At 45.0% G+C, this 22,316-nt stretch carries 17 protein-coding genes and 1 pseudogene; 10 read left to right on the plus strand and 8 right to left on the minus strand.

The annotated features are described in order from the left end of the window. Positions 1-33: 33 nt before the first annotated feature. From rubB to ACO1B7_RS02930, 4 genes and pseudogenes are all read left to right on the plus strand, one after another. Positions 34-1,213: pseudogene (gene rubB / locus ACO1B7_RS02915) on the plus strand (rubredoxin reductase RubB). Positions 1,214-1,270: 57 nt separating this feature from the next. Next, positions 1,271-2,209 (plus strand): esterase EstB, encoded by a 939-nt coding sequence (gene estB, locus ACO1B7_RS02920; protein WP_004279413.1) that lies wholly within the window; start codon positions 1,271-1,273, stop codon positions 2,207-2,209. 13 nt (positions 2,210-2,222) lie between these two features. Continuing rightward, complete coding sequence (oxyR, locus tag ACO1B7_RS02925) at positions 2,223-3,131, plus strand: LysR family transcriptional regulator OxyR (RefSeq protein ID WP_004279412.1); 909 nt, start codon at positions 2,223-2,225, stop codon at positions 3,129-3,131. Between the two features lie 182 nt (positions 3,132-3,313). Beyond that, positions 3,314-3,925, plus strand: coding sequence for a response regulator (locus ACO1B7_RS02930; RefSeq protein ID WP_039902034.1), 612 nt, complete (start codon positions 3,314-3,316; stop codon positions 3,923-3,925). Positions 3,926-3,964: 39 nt separating this feature from the next. Here ACO1B7_RS02930 and ppk1 read toward each other — a convergent pair whose 3' ends face one another. Both ppk1 and mtgA read right to left on the minus strand, forming a co-directional pair. Further along, positions 3,965-6,046 carry a polyphosphate kinase 1 gene (gene ppk1 / locus ACO1B7_RS02935; protein ID WP_423089803.1) on the minus strand — a complete coding sequence of 694 codons (2,082 nt, stop codon included), beginning with the start codon at positions 6,044-6,046 and terminating at the stop codon, positions 3,965-3,967. 112 nt (positions 6,047-6,158) lie between these two features. Continuing rightward, positions 6,159-6,833 (minus strand): monofunctional biosynthetic peptidoglycan transglycosylase, encoded by a 675-nt coding sequence (gene mtgA, locus ACO1B7_RS02940; protein WP_004279409.1) that lies wholly within the window; start codon positions 6,831-6,833, stop codon positions 6,159-6,161. Between the two features lie 77 nt (positions 6,834-6,910). On the opposite strand from mtgA, the gene ACO1B7_RS02945 reads away from it, so the two are divergent. After that, positions 6,911-7,729: a rhomboid family intramembrane serine protease gene (locus ACO1B7_RS02945; RefSeq protein WP_004279408.1), complete on the plus strand. Its 819-nt coding sequence runs from the start codon at positions 6,911-6,913 to the stop codon at positions 7,727-7,729. Between the two features lie 33 nt (positions 7,730-7,762). On the opposite strand, the gene ACO1B7_RS02950 is transcribed toward ACO1B7_RS02945, so the two are convergent. Continuing rightward, on the minus strand, positions 7,763-10,255 hold the full coding sequence (locus ACO1B7_RS02950; RefSeq protein ID WP_004279407.1) for an ABC transporter permease: 2,493 nt from the start codon (positions 10,253-10,255) through the stop codon (positions 7,763-7,765). Position 10,256: 1 nt separating this feature from the next. Further along, the gene (locus tag ACO1B7_RS02955; RefSeq protein WP_004279406.1) at positions 10,257-10,982 is read right to left on the minus strand and encodes an ABC transporter ATP-binding protein; all 726 of its coding nucleotides are present in this window, start codon (positions 10,980-10,982) and stop codon (positions 10,257-10,259) included. Positions 10,983-10,993: 11 nt separating this feature from the next. Here ACO1B7_RS02955 and ACO1B7_RS02960 point away from each other — a divergent pair, with 11 nt between their 5' ends. Next, positions 10,994-11,623 (plus strand): arylesterase, encoded by a 630-nt coding sequence (locus ACO1B7_RS02960; RefSeq protein WP_039902048.1) that lies wholly within the window; start codon positions 10,994-10,996, stop codon positions 11,621-11,623. 43 nt (positions 11,624-11,666) lie between these two features. Here ACO1B7_RS02960 and ACO1B7_RS02965 read toward each other — a convergent pair whose 3' ends face one another. Continuing rightward, positions 11,667-12,281, minus strand: coding sequence for a carbonic anhydrase (locus ACO1B7_RS02965; protein ID WP_004279404.1), 615 nt, complete (start codon positions 12,279-12,281; stop codon positions 11,667-11,669). A gap of 315 nt (positions 12,282-12,596) precedes the next feature. On the opposite strand from ACO1B7_RS02965, the gene ACO1B7_RS02970 reads away from it, so the two are divergent. Beyond that, positions 12,597-13,634 (plus strand): alpha/beta fold hydrolase, encoded by a 1,038-nt coding sequence (locus ACO1B7_RS02970; RefSeq protein WP_005246980.1) that lies wholly within the window; start codon positions 12,597-12,599, stop codon positions 13,632-13,634. Positions 13,635-13,648: 14 nt separating this feature from the next. After that, positions 13,649-14,650 carry a hypothetical protein gene (locus tag ACO1B7_RS02975; RefSeq protein ID WP_004279402.1) on the plus strand — a complete coding sequence of 334 codons (1,002 nt, stop codon included), beginning with the start codon at positions 13,649-13,651 and terminating at the stop codon, positions 14,648-14,650. Positions 14,651-14,694: 44 nt separating this feature from the next. On the opposite strand, the gene ACO1B7_RS02980 is transcribed toward ACO1B7_RS02975, so the two are convergent. Together ACO1B7_RS02980 and nfuA are read right to left on the minus strand one after the other, a co-directional pair. Next, entirely contained in the window at positions 14,695-16,758 is a 2,064-nt protein-coding gene (locus ACO1B7_RS02980) for a TonB-dependent receptor domain-containing protein (RefSeq protein ID WP_164543164.1), read from the minus strand. Positions 16,759-16,951: 193 nt separating this feature from the next. After that, on the minus strand, positions 16,952-17,590 hold the full coding sequence (gene nfuA / locus ACO1B7_RS02985) for a Fe-S biogenesis protein NfuA (protein ID WP_004279400.1): 639 nt from the start codon (positions 17,588-17,590) through the stop codon (positions 16,952-16,954). 158 nt (positions 17,591-17,748) lie between these two features. Between nfuA and ACO1B7_RS02990 the strand changes: the two genes are divergently transcribed. Then, entirely contained in the window at positions 17,749-18,366 is a 618-nt protein-coding gene (locus tag ACO1B7_RS02990) for a rhomboid family intramembrane serine protease (protein WP_004279399.1), read from the plus strand. A gap of 219 nt (positions 18,367-18,585) precedes the next feature. After that, complete coding sequence (locus tag ACO1B7_RS02995; protein WP_004279398.1) at positions 18,586-20,127, plus strand: hypothetical protein; 1,542 nt, start codon at positions 18,586-18,588, stop codon at positions 20,125-20,127. Positions 20,128-20,559: 432 nt separating this feature from the next. Here ACO1B7_RS02995 and ACO1B7_RS03000 read toward each other — a convergent pair whose 3' ends face one another. Next, the gene (locus ACO1B7_RS03000) at positions 20,560-22,179 is read right to left on the minus strand and encodes an inorganic phosphate transporter (protein ID WP_004279397.1); all 1,620 of its coding nucleotides are present in this window, start codon (positions 22,177-22,179) and stop codon (positions 20,560-20,562) included. Positions 22,180-22,316 lie beyond the last annotated feature (137 nt).

Consider the following 22,316-nt stretch of genomic DNA (forward strand, 5'->3'; position numbering starts at 1 on the left):
TACAGCATGGAGCTCTACCATATGGAAACAACTATGCATCCTATCGTCATTATTGGTTCAGGTATGGCGGGTTATGCCGTAGCACGTGAATTTCGTAAACTTAATCCAGAACATGAATTGCTGATGATCTGTGCGGATGATGCGGTCAATTATGCCAAACCGACGCTTTCCAATGCTCTGGCCGGCAATAAAGCACCTGAACAAATTCCACTAGGCGATGCAGCTAAAATGTCGGCACAGCTGAATATGCGCATTGAACAGCATACCTGGGTTAAGGCGATTCATCCGGAAGATCATCAACTGGTTTTGGAAAAAGATGGTCAGGAAAGTACGCAACATTATAGCAAACTAGTATTAGCCATCGGTGCCAATCCAGTACGTCTGGCGATTGCCGGTGATGCCAGCGATGACATTCATGTCGTCAACAATTTGAGTGACTATAAAGCTTTCCGTAACAATCTGGCAGCACGTGAAGACAAACGTGTAGTAATTTTAGGTGCAGGCCTGATTGGCTGTGAATTTGCCAACGACCTACAAAATACCGATCATCATGTTACAGTCATTGATTTAGCCCCTCAGCCACTTGGCCGCTTATTGCCAGAACATGTTGCTACTGCATTCCAGAAGAATCTTGAAGAAACCGGCATTCACTTTGTCTTGGGCACAACAGTCGAAAAAGTCTCTTGTGCGGACAATGGTGATTATCTGGTCACGCTGGCCAACGGTCAGTCTTTGGTCGCTGATGTGGTGTTGTCTGCGGTGGGCTTACAGCCAAATATTTCTTTGGCGAAACAGGCAGACGTACATACCAGTCGCGGAGTGTTAACCACTGCACAACTGGAAACCAACCAGGCTGATATCTATGCGGTGGGCGACTGTGCCGAGGTCAATGGCACCTTATTGCCTTATGTCATGCCGATCATGCAACAAGCCCGCGCTTTGGCAAAAACCTTAAATGGCGAACATACTGCTGTACATTATCCGGCTATGCCAGTGGCAGTTAAAACGCCTGCTGCACCTTTAACGGTATTGCCTGCTCCGGTTGATGTGGATGTCATCTGGGAAACTGAAGAATTTGATGATGGCATGCTGGCTAAAGCATTCGATGCTAACGGCACCTTACGCGGTTTCGTGCTTTTCGGGCGCCACTGCAGCCAAACAGCGTCTGACCTTGACCAAGCAGGTTCCTGACTTGATTCCTGCTGCGGTTTAGAGGTTTAATAGCACGGATATTTTTTAAACGAAATATCCTTTAATTAGGACAGCGACTATGTACAGCGCAGCACAGTTTAATCTTTCCCCTTATACCTCGTTCATGCATGAAACCAAGGTTGATCTTGGCAATGGGATCCAGCTACATGTCGAGGTTGGTGGAAATCCGGAACATCCCACCATTTTGCTAATTATGGGTCTGGGTGGGCAAATGCTGTACTGGCCTGACTTTTTCTGCAAGTCACTGATTGACAATGACTATCACATCATCCGTTTTGATAACCGTGATATTGGCCTGTCTTCAAAAGTTCATCACAAAGGTCCGCGCCTGAATACCCTGAAAATGATGAGCCGGTTTGTGCTGGGTCTGGGTAATCAGGGTGCACCTTATGATCTGTATGATATGGCTGAAGATGTCAGTCTGCTGATTGAAAAAATGCAGCTGGAACAAGTCTATGTGCTGGGTGCTTCGATGGGCGGTATGATTGCCCAGATTCTGGCAGCGCGTTATCCGGACAAAGTCAAAAAACTGGGCTTACTGTTTACCAGTAATAACCAGCCGATGTTGCCACCGCCCTTTCCAAAGCAACTCTTTAGTTTGATTGACAAACCGGCTTCAACAGATGAAGATGGCATTGTTGATCATAGTTTGAAACTGTTCAAGATCATCGGCTCGCCAGGTTATGTGAATCATCTGGAAGCGGTGCAGACCGCCCGTAAATTATATAAGCGAAGTTACTATCCTGCTGGTGTACTTCAACAGTTTTTAGCAATATTATGTACAGGCTCATTGCTGCAACTGGACAAGCAAATCAAACAAGAAACCCTGGTGGTCCATGGTTCTCGAGATCGATTGCTGCCTCCTAGCCATGGCAAGGCCGTTGCGAAAGCAATTTCAGGGGCTAAATTTGAATTAATTGATGGAATGGGGCATGATATCCCACCGCATTTTATTCCATATCTTAGCGAATTATTTGCTGATCATTTTAAATCATAAACATTAGGACACTATGGCTGCATTACCATCCCTAAGACAGCTGTCATACCTCGTAACACTGTCAGAGACGCTACATTTTACAGAAGCTGCTCGCCGCTCCTTTGTCACCCAGTCTACCTTGTCTGGCGGCATCATGGAGCTGGAGCGTTTACTCGGTGGCGTACTTGTTGAACGCGACCGCCAGAATGTTCGTTTAACGCCTCTTGGTGAACAAGTGGTTGCACGCGCACGTGTTCTACTGGCCGATGCTCAGGACCTAATGCGTTTAAGTCGTGAGATGAGTGAACCCCTAACCGGTGATCTACATCTCGGCGTCATTCCAACAATTGCACCTTTCCTATTGTCCCAGCTTCTGGATGAAGTACATAAGCAATTACCAAAAATCCAGTTGCATCTGCATGAAGCGCAAAGTGAAAAGATTGTAGAAAAGCTGGAACATGGCAACCTGGATATGGTGGCTTTGGCATTGCCTTTCGATACCCGCGGTCTGAAAGTTGCTGAAATTGCCAAAGAAAATCTGTATCTGGTTTACCAAAAATCTGATCAGCATGCTGCACAAGCAAACTCTTTAGAAGATCTGGATCTGTCTCGCCTGATGTTACTTGAAGAAGGTCATTGCCTGCGTGATCATGCCTTGAGTGCCTGCCCGATTGGTGAGCGTAAAAATGATCACCGTTTAAAAGCCAGCTCACTGCCGACTTTAATCGAAATGGTGTCTGCAAATCTGGGCTTTACCCTGCTGCCTGAAATTGCGATCCATACCAATATGATTAAAGGCAATCCTGAGATTCAGGTAAAAGCGATCGATTCAGCCCCAAGTCGTACCCTGGCATTGGTAACCCGTAAAAGCACACCGCTGCAAAGCGAGTTTGATGTGCTATTACAGATTTTCCAGAAAATCACTCAGCACGATGCTGCCTGATCTATAGATAATAAAAAGGAGCACATGTTGCTCCTTTTTTATATCTTGAATTGAATGCATCCAGTCCGCCTAGAAACTTAGAATCTCTACATTTCAGCTAAATCACTATTCTTTGGGATAGGCATTTGCATCTGCCTGATTCACAGTATAGCTCTCTATCGCATCTACAGGATCGCGTTTTATTGGCTAGCCTTTTGCCTGCACCGGTTTTAGTGATTCGTTCACCGACTGGACTCGACCTGTCAAAAATCCAGACCGTGCTACAGCAACTCGGCTATCAGCCAGATATGCTGCTGTATGCGGACAATATGCTGTCCGCACAATCCATGATTACTGAACATCTGCCTAATCTGATTCTTTATCATGCAGCAACAACTTCAGAGATCAGTGTGATCCGTCCGCTGAAACAGCAAAGCCTAGATACGCCCGTTATTGCCATACTCAATACTCATTCCACAGCACTGATCTATTCAGCCTTGCTGTCCGGCGCAGATAGCTATATGCAGCATCATGATTCATTACCCCAGTTCGCTGATAGTCTAAAAACTGTCTTGCGCGGTGGAGCCTACATTCATACTGAATTGGCAGACTATCTCCTGCACCAGCCCAGCGTTAAAGCCTGTCTCAACTTCGCTGAATTACAGTTATTACAAGTAATGAGTCAGCATAAATCGCAAACCGAACGACAAAACCAGCTTCAGATGAAAGATTATCAGATGTATAGTCAGGTCAAACACATCTATCGAAAACTGATCAGACTCAGCTTAAACAGTTCAATTGTATGTTCGAAATAAAAAAGAGGCTGAATATTCAGCCTCTTTAAATACTTAAACTTATTTAAACAGCTCTAACAGAATACGTTGTGCATTATGTGGTTTTTCACCTTCTTTTGGCTGTGCCCGCAGCCAGGTACCATCACCTTGCAATAACCAGGATTGCTGGTTGTCTTTCAGGTAATTCAACAGACCTTGTTGATAGATGCGTTTTTTCAAGGCTTCATCTTCGACCGGGAAACAGGCCTCGACCCGATTAAACAGGTTACGATCCATCCAGTCTGCACTTGAACAATAAATACGTGAATTTCCATTATTGCTGAAATAATACACGCGGGTATGTTCCAGGAAACGTCCGACAATTGAACGCACCCGGATATTTTCCGACAGACCCGGCAAACCCGGACGCAAACTGCAAATCGACCGAATAATCAGGTCAATCTGTACTCCGGCCTGAGAGGCTTCATAGAGTTTGTTAATCAATTGCATTTCGGTCAGGGCATTGACTTTGACGATGATCTGCGCCGGCTTACCTGCCTGGGCAAAGGCAATTTCATTATCGATATAGTTCAGTAACTGGGCATGTAAGGTAAACGGCGCATGCAGCAACTTTTTCAGCTTGGCCATTTTCCCCATACCGGTCAGTTCCTGGAAAATACGATGCACATCTTCACACAGATCTTTATCCGTCGTTAACAGACCATAATCGGTATAGATTCGCGCATTGCCGGCATGATAATTACCGGTGCCCAGATGCACATAGCGCACCAATTTGTTATTTTCCCGGCGCACCACCAGAATCATCTTGGCGTGAGTCTTGTAACCGACAATGCCGTAGACCACGACCGCACCCGCTTCTTGCAGTACATTGGCGACTTCAATATTGGATTCCTCATCGAAACGCGCACGCAATTCAATCACTGCCGTGACTTCCTTACCATTACGGGCAGCTTCAGCCAGCACCTGCACAATTTCAGAATCTGGTCCACTACGGTACAAGGTTTGCTTGATCGCCAGCACTTGCGGATCGCGTGCCGCTTCACGTAATAATGAAATCACCGGCGCAAAAGATTCAAATGGATGATGCAGCAAAATATCCTGTTTCTGCATCGCACTAAAAATATTTTCAGATTTTTTCAGTACTTTGGGAATGATCGGCGTATGCGAGTCATAACGTAAATGTGGACGCTTAAAGTTAGATAGCAAACGTGCCAGATTGACCGGGCCGGCGACTTTATAAAGCTGCTCATCGTCCAGATCAAATTCATTCAGCAGATATTCATAAATATGCTGCGGACAATTTTCTGTCACTTCCAGGCGTACCGCACGACCAAAACGGCGTGAACTGAGTTCGCCTTTGAGTGCTTTGGCCAGGTCTTCCACATCTTCATTCAAGGCCAAATCAGCATTTCGGGTAACACGGAACTGATAACAGCCGGTCGCTGTCATCCCCGGGAACAGATCAGACACATGCTCATGAATAATCGCCGACAGCATCACATGGTGTTCTTTTCCATCGGTCAGATCATCCGGTAAACGTACTACGCGTGGCAGAGAACGCGGTGCAGGTACCACAGCCAGATCAATCTGACGACCAAAGGCATCTTTTCCTTCCAGTGTGACAATAAAGTTCAGTGATTTATTCACCAGCCGCGGGAATGGATGCGCTGGGTCTAGGCTGATCGGCGTGAGAACCGGCGCCACCTGCTCCTGAAAATATTTTTTCACCCAGGCAGATTGTGCCGGAGTCAGCTCACCACGGCGCAAGAAGCAAATATCTTCCTCACGCAGTTTTGGCAAAATTTCTTCATTTAAAATACGGTATTGACGTTCAATGGCGGCATGTGCGGTTTTAGAAATCTGTTCTAAAGCCTGCTTTGGAGTCAGACCATCCGGACTCCGGCTTTCATTATCCAAATCCAGCTGCTCCATCATTCCTGCGACCCGGATTTCAAAAAACTCGTCCAGATTACGCGAGAAAATCAACAGGAAATTCATGCGTTCGAGCAATGGATGTAAAGGATCGACAGCCTGTTCCAGGACGCGTAAATGGAAGTCAAGGATAGACAGTTCACGATTAATATAACGATCATTATATGTATATTCGGGCTGTGCTGAAGTTGTGCTGGCTGCCGTATTCATATCAAACCTATGCGGATTTAAAATTGTGCTTATCGCTTCAAGTATGCTTCAAATTGATGACAATTTCATAAAAAAAAGCCCAAATAATTGGGCTTTCTCTTCAAATCATCAATTAAGGTAATTCTGCATAACGCATATAGCGCTGAATCATCCGTTTACGTGCATTTAATGCAGAGGAATTGCGATGATCCTGGAAGTATTTCGGATTGGTGAGAATGGCCGCCAGAAAGATGGCTTGATCCCGGGTCAGGCTTTGCGCGGTTTTACCAAAATAATGTTTGGCCGCCGCTTCAACGCCGTAAATATTGTCCCCGAACTCGATCGAGTTTAAATAGACTTCCAGAATCCGTTCTTTCGACCACATGCGTTCCATCATCCAGGTCGCGACCGCCTCCTGACCTTTACGCACAAATGAACGCTTGTTGACGAGGAACAGGTTTTTCGCCAATTGTTGGGAGATTGTCGAACCACCGGCCACTACACGGCCCTGATTTCTGTTTTTATTCAGCGCAGTTTGAATCCCGTCCCAGTCAAAACCATGGTGATGAATAAATTTTCCATCTTCTGCAGTGACGATGGCACGTTTCAGATTCAGACTGATTTCGTCATAGGGACGCCACTGATGCTGAATCGCTTTGGAAGGTTCTGTCCAGTAATCAATCCGCATCATCATGGTGGTATTCACCGGATTGGTTCGCCACCAGGCCAGACTGGCAAAGATCCACAATTGAACCAGTAGAATCACACTGACGATGACGAGCATCGTGCGGATCAGAAAGGCTTTCATGTCAGTGCGTTACTCCTGAAAATTTAATTTTTCGTGTTAAGCTTATTCGAAATATACAATCACAGCAAAAAAATAGCATGTCTGAATACTCTCCCCCTGTCGAACATCGCAAACTTGAAATGCATCTCTGGTGGATCACCGCCATTTTAATCGGGATCAATGTTGGATTATTTGGCTGGCAAGCCATTAATGGCATGGATGTTAGCCAGCCGAGTACCCGAGACGCTATTCTCTGGGGTGCAGATTATGCACCTTTAACCTATTTAGCGGAACCCATGCGCTTGTTTAGCAGCATGTTTTTTCATTTTGGCCTGATTCACCTGATGTTGAATATGTGGGCCTTGTATATTTTTGGTAGTGTTGCCGAACAACTGTTTGGCCGGATGTATTTTATTGGCCTGTATATGTGTGCCGGATTAATGGGCAGCCTGCTCAGTGGCTATATGAACATTCAGGACAGCTATCGCCTGATCGAAGGCGGTGTAGCCAACCCCGATTTATTGCCTGCAGTCAGTGCCGGAGCATCTGGTGCCGTGATGGGACTCGGTGCCTCACTCACGGTATTGGCCTTATTGCCGATGCTGCCACAGCAACGTTTTATCCTGGATAAAAAAACCCTGGTGATGGTGATGGGTCTAAATCTCGCGCTGGGCTTTATGATCAGCGGAATCAACAATGCCGCACATATTGGCGGCATGCTGATGGGGGCTTTTCTCACCTTGTTATGGTACATCGGTCAAAAAATGCAGCGTAGCCACCTGTTCAATCTGATCGCCCTGCTTGTCGGTTTCGGCCTTTGTGTGCTGCTTTATCAACATAACTTGGCCTTACTCGAACCCATTCGCCCACTGTGGCAAGAGATTCTGGAAATGATGCAACAGCAATTAAAACTTTAACTCTCAGCCAGTTTAAAACCACGGAGATGAATCTTATTGATTCATCTCGCGCAAGCTTTGTAAGGGTGGAATATCCGACAGATAACTCAGGCGATAACGGCCAATCAGCGCACATAAAGCGGTCATAAAGATCGGCAGGATAATCCAGATTTCCCAATGCGGCTGAATCATTAAATCCATTTTATAGCTGGCAATCGCGCTGATCACTTCGGCAAACAGGCAGGAAACAATTCCAGCAAACAGTCCAATAAAGCCAATTTCCAGACTCATCATGGTTTTCAGTTTCTGCTTGGAACTACCGAATGATCGGAGCAAAGCCACTTCACGTTTGCGTTCATCCATCAACAGGTTCAGACAGGCCATTAGCACCAGAAAACCGGAAATGCTGACCAGTACTGCCAGAATGGTCACGATTTGCACTAGTACATTCACAATGCGTTTGATCTCTTCCAGAATCAGGCTGACATCAATAAAGACCGTGTTGGAAAATTGCTGGATCACAGACACCAGCTTGCCTTTATCTGCCTCCGGGACATAAAAACTGCCCAGATAACTGCCGGCATTGGCATCCATGGTATTGGGTGCAAAGATAAAGAAGAAGTTGGGACTAAAACTTTCCCACTCGACGGTTCTTAGATTAACGACTTTAGCTTCCAGTATGCCTTCAGGCAGACTGAAACTGAGCTTATCTCCAATCTTGATCCCTAGCTCTTCGGCAGTATTGGCTTCGACCGATACGGTACCAACTTGTTTTAATACCGCATCACCACTAACAATCACATTATCTTGAGGATAGCGGTTTGACTGGGTCAGATTCAGTTCACGTCTTAAAGTATTGCTACTTTTCACCAGTTCCTCGGCAAAAGGCTGATCATTTTTGGCGACCAGACGCCCGCGAATATTCGGATACAGTGGTGTGCTTTTCCAGCCATTCTGCTCAAGTTGGGCTTTCAGGGCTGGCATCTCAAAAGGCGGTAAACCATAAACAAACTGGTTCGGCGTACCTTCCGGTAACTGTTGCTGCCAACGATCTAGCAGATCGGTACGCAATACTGCCAGTACCGTAATCAGGCTCAGACCTAAGGCTAAAGCCGTAATCTGCAAGGCGGTCTGAGAAGGTGTACGTACATAGGCTGACAGATTCAGCTTCATATTACGCAGTAGTTTCAACACCCCCCATACTGTCAGATACAGCAATGCACATAACACGATAATCGCGCCAATCACCCAAGCGGTCAGCAGCAAGTTTTCAGTCAAAATCACACTAAAAATAATCAGGCTTAGCGTTCCGGTCAGCAGCATCCACAGCATGGATTGCATTGATTTTTCCTGCTGGCGAATGACCCGAATTGGTGGCGTATTTAGCAGTTGCAACAAGCTTGGCATGACAAAACCGAGTAGCACTACGGCACTGGTCAGCATCGCGACCGGCAATGGTCCAAGCAACATTGCGATAGCGGAAAATTCAATCTGTAAATTTGGAATCAGCTGCAACATCAACTGTAACAGGCCATAACCCAGACTGATCCCGACCACGGTACCAATTAGCATCGCAATCAACAGCACCATCCCGAGTAAAGCCAGATAAGCCGACAGAATCTGCTGCTTGGTGGCACCGATACAACGCATCAAAGCAATATGATCCTGATTCTGCTGCACATAGCGCTGCGCGGTTAAGGCTATAGCAATACCGCATAACAGAATGGTCAGAATATTGGCCAGTTGCAGGAAAGTGTCCAGATTAGCAATCGGCTTCATCAAGCGGGTATTGCCTTCACTGGCATTGCGCAACCTGAGACTGCTTTGCTCCTCAAACTCCTGCCCTTGCACTTCCTCTGGTGTTTCAGCCGAGCCGTTTGCTGATTTGACCTGCTGCTTGAACAAGGCTTCATATTGTTGGGTATCGTCCGGACGGCCAGCCATAAGTAGGCGATATTCAATCCGGCTACCCACCTGAATGGCATTGGTTCGTGCCACATCTGCCTGGGAGATAATCACGGTCGGCGAAAAGCCGGAAAATCCAAGCTCCTGATTGGAGTCCTGTTCAATCTTGGCGGTGACTTTGAATGCTGCATCGGCAATATTGAGCTGATCCCCCAATTTGACTTTGAGCAGATCCATGGCTCGTGGACTGAGCCAGATTTCACCAGACTGAATCGATTTTTTTGCCGGTTGCACCCGCAGTTCACCACGCAAAGGAAAAGCCTGATCAATGGCTTTGACATTGACCATGACGAACTGTGCATCGGTATAAGCCATACTGCTAAAGAAAGTGACTTCTGACTGCTTTAGATCCAGCTGCTTGGCCTGATCACGCCACTGCTCCGGCAAAGGCTCATTATCTGAAAGCACCAGATCACCGGCCAGCATTTCTGCTGCCTGCAAGGCGACTGCATTTTGGATCTGCTCGTTACTAAACTTGAGTGCAGTGGTCGCACTGATCGCCAGTGTTAAGGCAATAATCAGCAGATAAATCCCGGTCGTTTTAAAGCTTTGAGTCAGTAAGGGACGAAATAATGGATTCATTTCATCCTCCACTCGGATGTTCAATCAGCTCGCCATTCAGCAGTTCAAAATGCCGCTGACACTGCTGCGCCAGTTTGCGATCATGCGTGACCAGCACCAACGTCGTCCCCAGTTCCCAGTTCAGTTGAAACAGCAGTTGTTCAATTTCTCTGGCCGTTTCACCATCGAGATTGCCCGTAGGTTCATCGGCAAAAATGATTTTGGGTTCACTGACCAGTGCACGAGCGATGGCTACACGTTGCTGTTCTCCCCCGGACAAGACTTTTGGCGTTTGCTGCGCCTGTCGATCCAGACCGACCTTATGTAGTAATGCCAAGGCTTTTTGCTCAGCGTCTGCATATTTAAAGCCGGGCTGCAGGCGCAGTGGTAGCATCACATTTTCAAGTGCAGTCAGATGTGGCAAGAGCTGAAAAGACTGAAAGACAAACCCGATATTTCTCAAACGTACCAGCGCACGTTGTTCTTCATTCAAGTTAGACACTGATTCGCCACAGACCATAAGCTGACCAGAACTTGCTTGATCCAGTGTCGCCAGAATACCCAGCAATGTGGATTTCCCGGAACCGGAACGACCGGTAATTGCCACCTGCTCCCCGGCCTGAATCTCCAGATCAAGATCCTCAAAAATGGTGAGCTGTTTTTGTGAAAGTTGTATCTTTTGTGTCAATTTCTGGGCAGAAATAATAGCCTGTGGCATGATGGTCGAATCGTTGCTGCTTTGAATCATACGTGTCCTATATGAAAGATCTTAATCAGAAAACTCGGCTATTGCCTTACTTTTTTTTGCTCAGCCTGTGCCTGTTACCTCTTGGGGTTTCAGCAAAGACGATTATGATTTTAGGTGATAGTTTAAGTGCAGGTTATGGTATCCAGCCCCAGCAAGGTTGGGTAAATTTATTACAAAAGCGTTTAGAGCAACAGTATCCGAAACAGCATAAAGTGGTCAATGCAAGTGTCAGCGGCGAAACCACGAGTGGAGCGCTGGCCAGACTACCAAAATTGCTACAAACGCATCGTCCAGACCTTGTGGTCATTGAGTTGGGTGGCAATGATGGCTTACGCGGACAGCCGCCTCAAATGATTCAAAAAAATTTAGCCAGCCTGATTCAGAAGAGCCAGAAAGCCAAGGCTAAGGTTATTGTATTTGGTATAAAAATGCCGCCTAACTACGGGCAGGCCTATAGCAAGGCTTTTGAAAATAATTATAAAGTGGTGAGTCAGCAATATAAGGTGAAGTTATTACCCTTCTTTATGCAAGGTGTCGCCGGTAATAAAACATTGATGCAAAAGGATCTGATTCATCCGAATGCCAAAGCACAGACGATCCTGTTAAATAATGCTTATCCATACATTAAAGGCGCTTTATAAAGCGCCTTTAACTTATTTTAGAATGTATTTAGATGAATCGTGCTTAGAAATCGAAGAACAATACTTCACCAGTTTCCAGTGAGTATTCAGCGCCCACCACTTTTAATTTGCCTTGTGCAATCAGGTTTTCCAGAACGGCTGAACCATGACGCAACTGATTTACCGAAGCAAATACGTTGGAACGTACTGCATGCTTGGATAATTTTGCCAAGTCATTTTTTAGTTCAGTTTGCATTAAGGTTTCAACAGAAGGACGTACGCGGTTCACAATTGACATCAGGTTTGCCGATGGCGGACAATCCGGACACATCAAAGTATCAATGGTGGCTTTAATTGCGCCACAATGACTGTGACCTAATACAACTACAATCGCGCAGTCATAACGTGCCGCGGCAAATTCAACACTGCCGACCTGGGATGGTGCAACAATATTGCCTGCAACACGAATCACGAAAAGATCGCCGAGACCCTGATCAAAAACCATTTCGGCTGGAACGCGCGAATCTGAACACCCCAAGACAATTGCAAACGGATTCTGGTCCTCTGCCATTTCTGCGCGCTGTTGGTGGCTAAGTTGTTTTGGATGCGAAGTATCGCCGCTTACAAAACGTTGGTTACCTTGTTTAAGACGTTCTAAAGCTTCTTGAGCTGTGAGCATTCTTTTCTATCACCGATGGTTTTAGTTGCAATATCTTACTGCCAGTTTTTTTGAATGTCACTTGCAAAAAATCTTAGCTGATTAAATTTTTAGCATTTATCTAATTTCATTTCTGCAGGGAATTTATGCGTAATACATCACATTTTCCAGTCATTTAATGCAACCTAGCAAAAAACTAATGGGTGACAAGCGCAAAGATTGATTTAAAATAGAATGAAGAATAATGTTTTTATTTGAATGAAAATTGCAAATTTATAACATGGAAGTATTTTGATTGAGCAATTTGCTCACTGGGTTTGTTTTGGGGAATGGCCAATGAAGAAAATAATAAAATTGCGCTCGAAAATGATCTGTTCAGCCGTAGTTGCCTTAAGCATGGCATTACCGGGCCTGACACATGCTCAAATACTGTTTAGCCAGAAAAATGAAACATCTGCCAAAGTCTTGCAGCAGCATCTGTTGCAGGAACGCAGCCTTGCCGGTCTCAAATCCAAAACCCTCAAAATTGGCGAGGTCACCTGGAGTTATAGCGAAGGCGGTGCCAAGAACAAACCATCCATTCTACTGATTCATGGTCTGGCCGGCACGCGCGACAACTGGAACCGGGTCGCCCAGTTTCTGACGCCCTATTATCATGTCATTATTCCGGATCTGCCGAGCAACGGTGATACCAAAGTTCCGGACAATTTTGATGTTTCTGTACCCAATGTGACCTCGCAGCTGCGTCTATTTATTGAAACCTTAAATGTGGACGAGAATTTACATATTGCTGGCCACTCTCTGGGTGGCTCGATTGCCACAGTTTATGCCTCGCAATACCCTTTCGATACGCAAAGCCTGTTTTTAATTAATAGCGCTGGCCTGTATAAAATGGGCAATACGCCCTATACCAAAGATCCACAGGCGTTGAAAGATCTGATCGTCAGCAAGCCTGGTGATCTACAAGATGTTTCCAAACAGCTGATGCAAAACCCGCCAGTGATTCCTTATCAGTTGCGACATGCACAGGAAAAACTGCTGATATCACGCGCTGAACAAACCAGCAAATCGATTGATCAGGTGGTGATGCTAAATCGGATTTATACACCGGAAACCTTTGCCCGCCTGACGCGTACGGTTGAAGCACCCACCTTGATTTTATGGGGCAGACAGGATCGGATCATTAATGTCGAAGTAGTCAAAGAGCTACATGCCCTGCTGAAACGTGCCGAGAAGCCAGTGATTTTAAATAATGTCGGGCATATGCCGATTCTTGAAGCAGAAAAACAGGTTGCACAACATTATTTGCCTTTTCTGGCCAAGACGCAGACCCTAAAAAACCCGCTTGCTGATAAACTCATTCCTTTAAATTAAGTTTCAGAGATGCTATGCAGAAACACCCGATGATTGAGCAGTTGATCGATGCTCAACTTGATTTTCTCGATCAGGCATTTTCTCAATCTGAAACGATTCAAAGCGAGTTTCATGCATTTTATTTGTGGCTACGTAAACAGACGCTGAAAGAGCTGTGGAGTTGTGAACTGATCAACCAGCTTTTGCAAAAACAGATTCTGGGTACTGCCGCCAGCAGCTTTCTGATTGAACAGATTGCCGAGCATATCCGTTTTGCCCTGGTGCATCCGGCCAATGATTCCACCACGATTGCCGATCTGATCCCAGTCCTGACCGTAGACAAAATCGCCCAGTATGTGGCCAGTAAAAGTGGCCATCGGCAGCGTCTGATTAAAACCATAGTGAATAATCCGGCATTTTCCGCCATGATTACCCAATTGATCCAGCATTCCATTCAGGATTATCTGGATAACTCCATGATTGCCAAAAGCGTACCCGGGGTTTCCCGCTTTATGAAAATGGGCAAATCGGTACTGGAAAATGTTACCGATACCAACCTCGATAGCACCATTGCACGTTATCTGCAAAAGAACATTCTAAAGCTCAGCCAGATGAGTGAGCATGTGCTGAACCAGCATTTTGACGATGAAAAACTCTATCATTTTCAGGCCAATCTCTGGCATAAAATCAAAGACATGCCAGTATCGGTCTTGAAGAATTATATTGAGCTGCAGGACCTGAATCAGACGGTCGGCTTAGGTCATGACATCTGGGATCACATACGCCAGACGGACTATCTGCAGCAGCAAGTGCATGACGGAATTCATACCTGGTATGTACGCAATCAGGAACATACCTTTGATCAGTTATTACGTGATCTGAATATTGATGAATCTCTCATTCAGAATGAATTGCAGCATCTGCTCAGCCCGGTAATCCAGCAGATGGTTTCCCAGGGTCATTTACGTGAACGTGCACGAAAATATCTGGAACAATTTTATTATCATGAAGATACTTTAAAAATCCTTGAAATTTAAATAAAAAAGCCGCTATAAAGCGGCTTTTTTATATTGTCATTTGCTTAGAATTTTGCATTCAAACTGATACCGTAACGACGACCATCCAATAGTTGATCACCATCAATATCTTCAGCTTTTTCATCCAGTAGGTTATAGACACCAAATTTACCTGTTAGATTCGGACTGAACTTATAGTTAAAGCCGACATCTACAAATTGGTAACCTGGATTTGGCTGAGCCATAGAGGTACGGCTCAAGTAAGCAGAGGTTTCAGAACGATGGTGCAAGCGGCTCCATACATTGAGTGCATCATTTAGCTCATAATCCACACCAATATTAAACATGTGTTCTGGCATCTGGTTCAGTGGCTGACCTTTAAAAGCTCCCGACTTAAACTCTGAATCGGTATAAGTATAGTTTGCAGTCAATGTGGTGTAATCATTCAGACTAGCTTCTACCGTTGCTTCCACACCACGAATTTCAGCTTCATCCACGTTGATCCGTTCACTAATGAAGTAGAATGGAATATCCCTTTCGAAGCATTTCCAGTTCTGCCAGTTATCACGGTTTGTTGTAGTACCATCAGTATCGGTTTCACAGGCACGAACTTCAGTAATACGATCTTCATATTTAGTGATAAAGCCAGTCAGCGATGTATTGACATAATCATTTTTCCAGTTGAAACCCAACTCAGTAGATACACTTGATTCTGGTTCTAAGTCTGGATTTGCACGGATGATGCCACGACCTGTTGATAATGGTGAACCACCACCACCTGTAACACTATAGAATCCATCTGTTGCTGCACGAATATCAGGCTGTTTATAACCTGTGGCTACACCGCCTTTTACCACAAAATTATCATTTACCGAGTACACTCCATACAGTCTTGGTGATAGATGGCCACTATAGTTTTCATCATGATCATAACGCAGGCCAGCGGTTAGATCGAAACGATCCGTGATGCTCCAGGTATCTTCAAGGAATGCAGCAGCAGACCAACGCGTTAATTCACTAAATTCAGGTGCATTGGGATTGCGGTTAGTCGCTTTATCGACCAGTTTTTCATCTTTAAGATATCCACCGAATGACAGCGTATGATCACCTAAGGCTAAGTTCCATTGACTGTTGGCTGTCCAAGTATCCAAGGTAATTCCTTTGGTACCGAGTTCAGTATTGCCACGATCCGGATTTTTTGAATTTTCATACTGGATATAAGATGAACTGTCCAAGTTATCGCTATAACGGCCATTATGGGTTACTGAATAAACATTACGGTAATTACGCGAGAATGAATCTGCAGCGCCTTGAACGGGTGCAACCGTTTTACCGACTGAAGTCGTGGATTCCTGCTGCACAAAATTGGCTTCAACCTGAACATCATGATCATCATTAATGGCATAGGTCAGACGTGAATTTAAGCTTTCACGTTCTGTGCCACGAAAACCGCCCACATAACGGTCTTCATTACGTTCCTGCTTATTGACTGCCAGCTGCAAGCCCAGCTTGTCTGCAATCAAAGGACCCGCAAGATATGCAGAAGCATTTTTGATATCACCTGAACGGCTACTGTCCTGAATGATGGTTCCTAATTCAACATTGCCAGACCATTCATCAGACACTTTTTTGGTAATGATATTGACTACCCCGCCCATAGCATCCGTACCATACAGTGTAGAAGCTGGACCACGAATAATTTCAATACGTTCGATGGCGGCAAGTGGTGGCAGAATATTTTTCTCAAAACCGCCATCATCCCCATTCGGGTTCACATCCTTGCCATATTGACGCTTACCATCGACCAGAAACAAGGTGTAGTTTGAACTCATGCCTCGAATACTGATGGTCTGTGCAGAACCCGAACCCGAAACCACGACCCCAGGCGTATTACGCAGCACATCAGTAATGTCGTTATATTCACGTTTATCCAATTCTCCACGATCAATCACAGTAATGGAAGCAGGTGCTTTAGCCAAATCTTGCTCATAACCTGTTGCGGTCACCACAATCGTTTGCAGTTTAGTCGCTTCCGCCTGTGGAACAACAGCTTCGACTGCAAATGCATTACCCGTCATGAGTGAAGTTACAGCAAATGCCAAAGTGGTTTTTAAGAATGGCTTATTCATACCTTGCGCGCCCCAATATTTATGAAGAAATCATGTTTATTCGGTTGCGAAGTGTAACAGCTTTCTACTCAAATTCAATTGCTATTGATAATTATTATCATTAATATTTACTAAATTTTAAGCCAGATATAAAAAAACCTCGAAAGTTCGAGGTTTTTTTATATGCTATAAATGAACTGTTATATAGAACAGCTTATTTCATATACGCACCTTCAGACTGACTATGATCCGTTTCATCAACGACATGCATTAACTCTGGTACATGTTGTTTTAATGTGGTTTCAACACCTTGCTTCAAAGTAATATCAATCGCTGAACAGCCCTGGCAACCACCACCAAATTTAAGGACAGCGGTTAAACCTTTTTCAGGGTCTTCTTTGACTTCGACCAGTGCACAGTTACCGCCATGGCCTGCCAGACCCGGGTTAATTTCAGACTGCAAGACATAGGTAATGCGCTCTTCTACCGATGCATCTGGACCCACGCGTGGCACTTTGGAGTTCGGTGCACGGAAAGTCAACTGACCACCAAAACGGTCTTTGTTGTAATCAATCACGGCATCGAGTAAATACGGAATAGATGGCGAGTCGATAAAAGCAGGGAAATCAGGATATTCCTGCTTATAATCTGTCGGTACAACTTCATCAGGTGCACTATAGGCCATGCAACATTCAGCGCGAGGAGTACCCGGATGCTCTACAAAAACACGCACACCAATACCCGGGGTGTTCTGTTTATCCAGTAGATCCTTTAAATACTCTTGTGCTGTTGGTGTAATCAATAAGTTGGGAATTTCACCAACAACTGGAGTGCTGCTGTTCTCAGTCGACATAACAATAATTTCCTCAAGCTCAAGCGGCCATTTTAACTGAAGATGCGGGGTAATTTTTAAAAATCAACTAAAATTGTCGGATTTATTATAAAAGTACAACTTTAACTCAATTTTAATGGCATGATAATTGGCAAATAGGCACCATTAGAATCATTTATATGCTTGATTTACCTTTTAATCATACCGTGACCATTATTCTGATCACCTGTATTGTGTCATTTATTGCTTTCTCCAAAGAGACGGTGATGAATCGCCTGATTTTCTGGCCGCCGGCACTGCAACGTGGACAATATGACCGCTTTATTACGCATGGTTTTATCCATGCGGATGGTACACATCTCTTGTTCAACATGATTACCCTGTTCTTTTTTGGCAGCGTGATTGAAAGCTTTTATCGTCAATATCTGTATGACCTGGGTTTTATCCTGTTTTACCTCGGTGGTCTGATCGCAGCCATTCTGCCCAGTTACCTCAAGCATAAAAATGATGCGCGCTGGGCCAGTCTCGGCGCTTCCGGTGCAGTCTCGGCTGTGCTGTTTGCCTATATCCTGTTTGAACCTTGGAAATTAATTTTTGTGTTCTTCATTCCGGTTCCTGCAATTATTTTTGCTGTGCTGTATGTAGCCTATAGCATCTGGTCAGGCAAAAAAGGCAATAGCAACATTAATCACAGCGCGCATTTATGGGGAGCGGCTTACGGGGTGGTCATGACGATTATTCTGGAGCCACGCCTGATTCCGCATTTCCTGAATAAACTGATGCAAGTTCCATTTTAATTAGGGTTATTTAATGATAAGAGAATGAGGCTATATATGAATTGAACCTCATATTTCTGCTAAAAATGGATAAGAGAGCTGCTGCTCTCTTATTTGTTTGAAACATCTAGTAATATATTAGAAAGTCATGATGTCACTTAATGCCAATCTTGGACTGAATTTTGCAGCGATAATGTATACATCTGTATATTAATTATTGTCATTCTCGAGATATTTTGCATGTCCACTACACCAGACGGTCTTCAATTTCCTCTTCAGTCTCAGCAACAAAAACCAAGTAGCTCTAAAGCAGGACGCGCGATCATCGCAGCAGCCTTAGCCAATGTCGATTCACGCAGTTCTCAACAGGCACAATCAGAAAAAAACTGGCGCAAACACTACACAGTACATTTTAAGCAACTGGTCGAACAGGGACTGAGTTCTCCTGAAGCCAGCTTGAAAATTGCTGAAGATGGATTGGCAAAAGCACATCAGACTTTTGAATTTTACCGTGATGGTCAAAAGTATGTATTACAAGATGCTTTAACTCTGCCCGCGGGTCAGTTGCATACCTTCAAGCTGACAGGTCATAGCAAATCGCCACCAGAATGGTATGTGCCTTACCAGGGTCAAAAGCTGCAAGGTGATGCCTTACTGGAGCAGATTGAACGCTGGGAAAGCCAAGGCATCGTGGAAACCAGTCATGCCAATGCCCTACGTGAATGTGTCGTGCATCCTGAATGGTTTGACCTGTCAGATCGAACCACGGTGCTGTTTGGTGCAGCATCTGAAGCCGGCCCTTTGACCTGGCTGGCGAAATGGAAAGCCAATATTGTAGCGATTGATCTGCCGAATACCCGTGTATGGGGCAAGATTGTTGATACCATCAACCAAGGCAATGCCACGCTGTATGCGCCATGTACTGAAGACCTGCCTGCTGATACTTCACTTGATATTTTAAAAGAAAAACTGGGGGCGAATTTGCTGACCCAGATTCCTGAAATTGCCAAATGGTTATTACAGTTCGAGCAGGATCTGGATCTGGCTGCAATTGCCTATCTGGATGGTGAAAAGCATGTTCGGGTCTCCATGGCGATGGATGCCATCATGCAGCATGTCAGCCAGCAAAAAGCTAATACCAGCCTGATGTACATGTGTACGCCGACCGATGTTTATGCGGTTCCGAGTGAAGTGATTGAAGCGTCAAAAGTAAAATATACTGAACGCTCCAAGACACAAGCAATCATCTCCAAAGGTGTTTCCACTTTAAGCCGCAAACACTTTTTCCAGAAAAATGCGCATGAACTGATTCAGTCTGGTGATCAGGCTTATGGTATCTGTGACTGCCTGGTGGTTGAACAAGGCCCGAACTATGCGCTGGCAAAACGTATCCAGCAATGGCGTGCCACCTTGGCTCGCGCTCAAGGGCAGCGGGTCAGTATCAATATTGCCCCTTCGACGACCACCTATTCTGTGACCAAGAATCCGCTGCTTAAAGCCGCGTTCAATGGCGCCAGCCTGTTTGATGTTGAAGCTTTCGCGCCTGAAACCACCAATGCGATTATGGCGGCACTATGGATTCATGACCTGCGTAATCCAGAATCAGTGGCCAATCCTGAAGTAAAACTCAACCATCCGCTTGAATTGATGATGCATGGCGCGAATCATGGTGGTTTGTGGCGAGTCGCTTATCTGGCGCGTACCGCACTGCCTTTTGCTGCGCTGTACGGTTTTGCAACAGAGAAGTTGCCGAAGGGATTGTTGAGTAAGTTGAAGAAGTAATTTATTTTCTTCTTTCGAGACTTCTTCTACGTTAGATAAACTTTTATTTAATAGACCTCTTGCGAAAGTATCGTTTTACCTAATTTTTGAATTGGCTAAAACCTTATAAAATGTAGCTTTGGGCTGTTTAAATTTTGACTAACGCAAGAAGTCTAATGTTTATCCCCTCACCCCAGCCCTCTCCCAAAGGGAGAGGGAGCTTTCCCAATGGATTCAAATTAGTAGTAGCAAACATCTAAAAATATCGTTTTCTAATAAAATGAATACTATTTAATTTAAATTTTCTTTATTTGAATAATTAATGTAGTCCCCTCTCCTGAGCAAGTTTTAAAGCACCACTTTTAAAACGAAGCGCAAGTGAGGGTTAGGGAGAAGTAAAAATCACCCATAAAAAAAGCTGCTCTAGAGCAGCTTTTTTTATGTCTAAATAACTTAGAACACTTTTAAAAGTACCCAATACAAACCGCCTGACAGACAGATCGTTGCTGGCAAGGTAAAGACCCAGGCAGACAGAATGGTTTTCACCATCTGGAAGTTCAGACCTGACTTGTTCGCCACCATGGTACCTGCTACTGCAGAGTTCAATACATGGGTAGTGGATACCGGCATACCAAAGCCATCTGCTGCCGCAATGGTTGACATCGCAACAAGTTCGGCAGACATACCCTGACCATAAGTCATATGCTGTTTACCAATACGCTCCCCGACAGTCACGACAATACGCTTCCAGCCGACCATCGTACCCAGACCAAGTGCCAAGGCTGTCGCCACTTTCACCCAGGTCGGGATGTATTGCAGGAATGAATCCAGATTGTCACGGTATTCATCTACTGTTTTTTCCTGTGCAGCACTCATTGTTGGTAAAGCTTCTGCTTTATCCAGACGTTTAAATGCTGTGGTGCTCAGGTACATGTCGTTGCGAAATTCAGACACTTGAGCTTCAGGAACATCCTTAATACTGGTATAGCTACCAACTTTTTCACCCAGATGATCCGTCAAACTTGCCAAGGCAGGCACGACTTCAGGGGTAATTTCCTTGGTCTGAATGTACTTGGTGATGACATCACGGGCTTTTTCATCCGGAATATCCTGATGATTTGGATAGATCACATCCGCAGTTTGTGCAGATAACTGGCCAAAAGACTGAATATGTTGTGCATCCAGATTTTTGTTCAGCGAGTACGCCAAAGGCACACAGCCGATCAGAATCAGCATGATCAGGCCCATACCTTTTTGACCGTCATTTGAACCGTGGGCAAAGCTTACCCCAGTACAGGTAAAGATCAGCATGGCACGAATCAATGGTGGCGGTGGCTTGTTACCTTCAGGTGGCTGGAACAGTTCCAGTTGACGCTTGAAGATTTTTTTCACCAGCAAGAACACAATCGCAGCAAATGCAAAACCGATTAAAGGCGAGAATAACAGCGCCTTACCGACTTTCATCACCTGCTCCATGTCTATACCTGAAGCGCCAGTACCGGCATTCAGAATATAGTTCATGATGCCAACACCCAGAATCGAACCGATCAGGGTATGTGAACTGGATGCCGGAATACCGAGAAACCAGGTTCCCAGATTCCAGAGAATTGCTGCGATCAGCATGGCAAAGACCATGGCAAAGCCTGCTCCGGAGCCGACATTCATGATCAGCTCGACCGGCAATAACGCAATAATGCCGTAAGCGACCGCACCACTGGCCACCATAACTCCAAGGAAGTTACAGAAGCCGGCCCACATCACTGCGACGGGAGCAGAAAGTGCGTTGGTATAAATGACCGTGGCAACTGCATTGGCGGTATCGTGGAAGCCATTGACGAACTCAAAGCTCAACGCAATAAAAAGTGCCGTCGCTAACAAAATAACTGAATACAAGCCTAAGGCCGGTACATGCGCTAAATCTGCAGACAACTGGAAGCCGATATAAATCAGCGTAGTGATAATAAGAGTCAGGAACACCGGCATAAAGAATTTCGGTGTTGGCACATGAACATTGGTCGACTTTTGGGAAGCCGACCCGTGTGCTGAATCTATGGGAGTTTGATTAGGATTCATGCAAGCAGGAATAGAGGATTCAAGAATCCCCATATTGTTCAGTTAAATTGTGACAATTATATGACAAACTGCTGTCATATGAAGCAATTATTTGGATTTTCTTGCTGCTGCTCTTCCTGTTTAATTCCTACCAAATC

The organism is Acinetobacter lwoffii, assembly GCF_049367455.1.
Lineage (GTDB): Bacteria > Pseudomonadota > Gammaproteobacteria > Pseudomonadales > Moraxellaceae > Acinetobacter > Acinetobacter lwoffii_W.